Origin of the sequence: Streptomyces sp. NPDC008121 (genome assembly GCF_042957155.1) — a bacterium.
Taxonomy (GTDB): Bacteria; Actinomycetota; Actinomycetes; order Streptomycetales; family Streptomycetaceae; genus Streptomyces.
Genome location: NZ_JBIBHT010000046.1, coordinates 1 through 4,624, shown reverse-complemented (window position 1 = coordinate 4,624; position 4,624 = coordinate 1). Strand labels below are relative to the sequence as shown.

The 4,624-nt window shown below is 69.8% G+C and carries 2 protein-coding genes and 1 pseudogene; 1 reads left to right on the top strand and 2 read right to left on the bottom strand.

What is annotated here, in order from left to right; translation table 11 throughout:
- Nucleotides 1–991 precede the first annotated feature (991 nt).
- Nucleotides 992–2,179 carry a low temperature requirement protein A gene (locus ACFZBD_RS35050; RefSeq protein ID WP_391147767.1) on the bottom strand — a complete coding sequence of 396 codons (1,188 nt, stop codon included), beginning with the start codon at nucleotides 2,177–2,179 and terminating at the stop codon, nucleotides 992–994.
- 852 nt (nucleotides 2,180–3,031) lie between these two features.
- A pseudogene (locus ACFZBD_RS35045) lies at nucleotides 3,032–3,234 on the bottom strand (IS630 family transposase); the annotation flags it as partial.
- 512 nt (nucleotides 3,235–3,746) lie between these two features.
- On the opposite strand from ACFZBD_RS35045, the gene ACFZBD_RS35040 reads away from it, so the two are divergent.
- A partial coding sequence (locus ACFZBD_RS35040) for a hypothetical protein (protein WP_391147765.1) occupies nucleotides 3,747–4,624 on the top strand: 878 nt, incomplete at its 3' end.

Sequence of the window (4,624 nt, the reverse complement as noted above, 5' to 3'; positions counted from 1 at the left end):
GACACGGCCGCAGGCACGGAAGCAGCAGCAGTGACAACCGGCACCGTGGTCACCGCCAACACCACCGCCGTCGCCAGCGACACCCGCCGCAGCCACCCCCCAGACCGCCGCATCGGCGTCCATCCGGGCGCAAGGCCGGAAACAGAGACGGAGGGAAGAGAACGCACTTTTTCGGCTCCGGACGTAGGGGTGGGCACAGTACTGAGACCACTCAACCGCGCCCTGCTGGCAGACAGTGTCCGGCGATGGGGCTGTTCCCGGCCGGCCTGCCCCCGGCCAGCAGCCAGCCAGGCCCGGCAGCGCCTGCTGCCCCGGGCTGTCGGCCGTGGCTGGCCTGCCCTGCGGGGAGGTCCCGCAGCTGGCCGCCCGCAGCAGTGCCGGGTGGCCGGGAGCCCCGCGTCAGGCGGGGCCCTTCAGAGGGCCCGCTCCTGCCGGTGCCCGGCGCACCGGCAGGAGAACTGGAGATGCGCGGATGCACGGCAGACGCGGAATCCGGGAACAGGCACAGGGCACGGCGGGCGTGCCTGATCCTGGTAGCTGCCGCCGGAGGCAGGGACGCGAGGTGCCGCCGCCGTTGGCGGCGGTGAATGCTCTGGCCAGGCCGATGCCCTGGCCCAGCCCGTGCCGGTCCACATCCGCACCCTCCGCGCCCTGGTCGTAGGCCAGCACCAGCTCGGCCGCCCGCCCCGCCGCGGCCTGGCAGGGACACCAGCGGCAGCACACTGTGAGCGCCCCGGTCTGCTCCTGGGCTGGTGCCGCCGCTGAACAGGCACGGCAGTGACGGCTTGACCATGGATGTGGCCAGCCCTCATAGCGCCCGCAGCCAGCCGGTACGCCGCCGCAGCGGCGTCTCCCGGGGGCACGGGGCCGGAACGGAAAGCGGGAACGGCACCGCTGTGCGGCCACTCCGCCCTGCCCCGCTGCCAGGCAGCATCCGGCGATGGGACTGTTCCCGGCCAGCCCGCCAGGCCGGCCCTGCCTGCCCGGCCTGTCAGCCGGCCGCGGCTGCCGGAGTGCGCCGGCGCTGGGCATACAGCAGATGCAGGACCGTTTCGGCGGCCAGCACCAGCACTACCTGCCACGGCGCGAGCCGCCCGGCCAGAGCGATCACGGCCAGCGGCACTCCGACACCCGGCAGCGCCCACAGGGCGACCGTCCCCGCCCTGTGCCCAAAACGCAGCGCAATGCATGCATGCGCCGTGTGATACAGCGCCAGGCCGCCGGCCAGCGCAACGACAGCCCAGTACGCAGCCTCCGGGCGCCCCTGCCCGGCCTGCTCCACCACCGTCGCAAGCCCCGCCGCCACACATATAACGGCAGCGGTCACAAAAAAGTAGAGGAATCCCATCACATCCCGGGCGAGCCGGAAAGCCTCCGCCGCACTGGCGGCCCCCATCACCCGTTCCGCCGCCGCTGAACCGAAGTCGAAGTACGACCACCACAGGGCGGCAAGCATGACAAATCCCAGCAGCGCCGCCCAACTGGCGGCAGCTGTCCACCGCGTGCCAGCAGAGGTGACCACAGCGATGACCGGCTCGCCGAGAACGATGATGACAAACAGTCCGGTCCGCTCGACCAGATGACCGGTATGCAGCCGCCGACTGGCTCTCCCTCCCCGCACCGTCAGCACTACCACGACCTCGGCGGCCAGCAGCAGCGCCCAAATGCCCCACCGCCACGGCCCGGGGATGAAAGCCGAACCGGCCCACCCGGCGGCCGGGGCCAGGCAGTACGCCAGCGGACGCCATGCCGCCACCGACGGCACCCCCGGGGCTGGCCGCCGGGTGGCGGGCCACCACAGGCCGAGCAGAACAAGCCGGGTCCCCGCGTAGGCGAGGGCGTAGGCCGGCGCCCGGCCGTCGGCGGCCTGGGGGACCGCGACGGCCATCACGGCAAGGCACAGCATGGCAGCAAGAATCAGGACCCGGTGGCGGGGACTGTCCCCCTGGAAAAGGTTCGCCGCCACCGTGAGATTGACCCACATCCACCACGGCGGGAAATACAGGGCGAAGAAGACCGCAAAATCAGCAGGGCCAGCATCACCGTGAAGCGTATGCGCCAGCTGCGAAGCGAGCGCCACGAAGACCAGGTCGAAGAACAGCTCCAGCCATCCCGCGTGGCGGCTGTCCCGCTGCACCGCCCCCGTCGAGTCCCGCGGTGCTGTCTTCAGTTCCGTCATCCCGGCATACCACCACAGCCCGCAAGCAGCCGGCAGCGGCCGGATGTACCCCCGTTGATGCCTTTTCACAGTCCTGCAAAGGGGCTGCTCACCTCCCGGTCCGGTACCCGCTGCGCCCCTCACATGCCGGCGGCATGACGCCACATAACGCCGGGGGTGCCGCCGCAGACTCTGAAGGGGCAACGCGCCACCGCAGTCAGCGGTCCCTTGCAATTGATCCCCGCGGCACCAGCGGAGCCGCCCGGGAGGTGTGCAGTGTGCAGTACAGGCACCGCAAGCATGGGCCTCTGCCCCCGGGCAGGCGCCGCCAGGACCCGCATGCCCGGGCGCATGTGCACTATCCGCGGGCCCTCTCCTGCCCCGTTGTTCTCAGTCGGCTCTCTCGTGCAGAGCGTCCTGAGCGGCGCGCAGCCGCCCGGCCTGCGCTGGTCTTTCATGACGGCCTCCCGCATCAGGCCCGGTACTCTGGGCCCGGGCCGTGGCCAACAGCTCCGGAAAGCGAAAGGGCCCACCGACCCCGTCAGGCTGACATCAAGATCCGGTACATCGCCTGGCCGTCTGCTTGCGCTTCCGCGTCTTCCAGCGCTCCCCAGGCTTCGTGATCCGCAGCTTGCAGTGCCTACGCCAGCTTCAGATTCAGCTGTCTGCGATCTCCGTTCGTCAACTGTTGCTTGAGATCGGAGGGGGTTGACCGGCAGCGAGAGCAGAAACGCCAAGTCACGGTAGTGCTTGGCCTGAGCTTGATTTTTGACCTCTGCCCGTGGTTGGACTGTCGTCTGGCTATGGGTTGTTGTTTCTGCGGACAGCAGACCGGCCTCGGGGTGATCATGTGCGCTGTCGAGACGCCATTGGTTACTGAGGTTGTGGGCGTGATGTCGTGAGGGTGAGGCCGGTCGCGCCGAGGCAGCCGTCGATGGCGTCGCTTCGGTACTGGATCTGGCGGAGACCGAGTCATAGTCGGCGGATGAGGTCGTCGGGGTCGACGAAGGCGGTGTTGGCCTGGCTGGTCCGGCGGAGTCCGACCAAATGCCCTCGACGGGGTTGAGGTCGGGTGATTCCGGTATCACGCAGGAAATATTCACACCCGGCACGCCCGGCACCGGCTGGACAGCCGCTCTGGGGGCTGTCACAGGGCTGGCCGGCCGGCCTCGGGCAGCCGGACATCGCCGCCACGCACCACCACCAGCTGCGCGCGCGGGGCACTGACCCGACGCCCCCTGACATCCCAGGGACACCTCACGCCTCCCCGGGAAGCAGTCCCTGCCCGCCCCGCTCCGTCTCCGCCCCTGCCCAAGAGCCATCTCTGCCGACCCGCAGCAGGACTGGCAGTACCTGGAGACCTCACATGAGCGGACGGCTGATCGGCTGGGGTGTGCCGGCCGGTCAGCCATCCCTCGGCCGGCCGCGTTCGCCCCTTTCGCAGGATCGTCCTGGGAGGTGGGGGCGGTGTTGGGTTCGGGTGCCTGTGTTTTCTCTTGTGTCTGGAGCCGGTATGCCTTCCCGTCCCGTGTTTTGTGTCTTCACCGGTGTGCCGGCCGGGGGTGGGCGCCGTGGCTGGCTGCGGCGGGTGTCGCTGGCGACGGCGGTGGTGTTGGCGGTGACCACGGTGCCGGTTGTCACTGCTGCTGCTTCCGTACCGGCGGCCGTGTCCAGTCCGGCGGGGGTGTCGGGTGCGGTGGTGTTGGGCGGGGGTGCTTCGGGGAGTGTCAGTGAGCAGACGGGTGCGTTTGCCATGGTGCTGCCGCTGGTGTCGCTGGCCGGTCGCGGGAGCATGGGGGTGGAGCTGGCGCTGTCTTATGGCCAGGGTGCGGCTGCGGCGGGGGCGGACCGGCACGGCCTGGGCCAGGGGATGGGTCTGGGGAAGGCGTTCATTGACCCGGAGGGCGCGGGTACTTTGCATACTGCCTCGGGCGGCAGTTACCAGCTGCGCCCCGGCGATATGACGGGCACGGGTCTGGAGCGGTATCTGCTCAACGACCTGGCGCTGCGTGATGCGCCGGGGACGCTGCCGGCCCGGGAGGGCATGGACGGTGTGTCACGCGCGTACCGCTGGGTCCTGGCTTACAGCGACGGGCGGAAGAACTTCTTTTCTGCTGAGGGTGATCTGGTCGCCGAGCAGGATGTGTTCGGCCATGAGACCGCCTATGTGTGGGAGGTCCGGGACGGGCAGCACCGCCTGGAGAAGGCCGTGGATGCTTACGGCCAGGCAGTCACCTTCGACTACAGCACCGAAAACCAGGTCACCGTCACCTCACCGGTCCGCAGTGACGGCAAGCGGCCGCAGATCGTGCTGCACCTGGCTGAGGGACGGCTGGACTCCGTCACCTACCCGGAGAACCAGACCATCCGCCTGGCGTGGGACTACACCCCCGACGGCCAGCCGGGGCGGCTGCTGACCCGGGTGGAATCTCCTGTGGGTGCGGTGACTAGGGTCAGCTATGACCG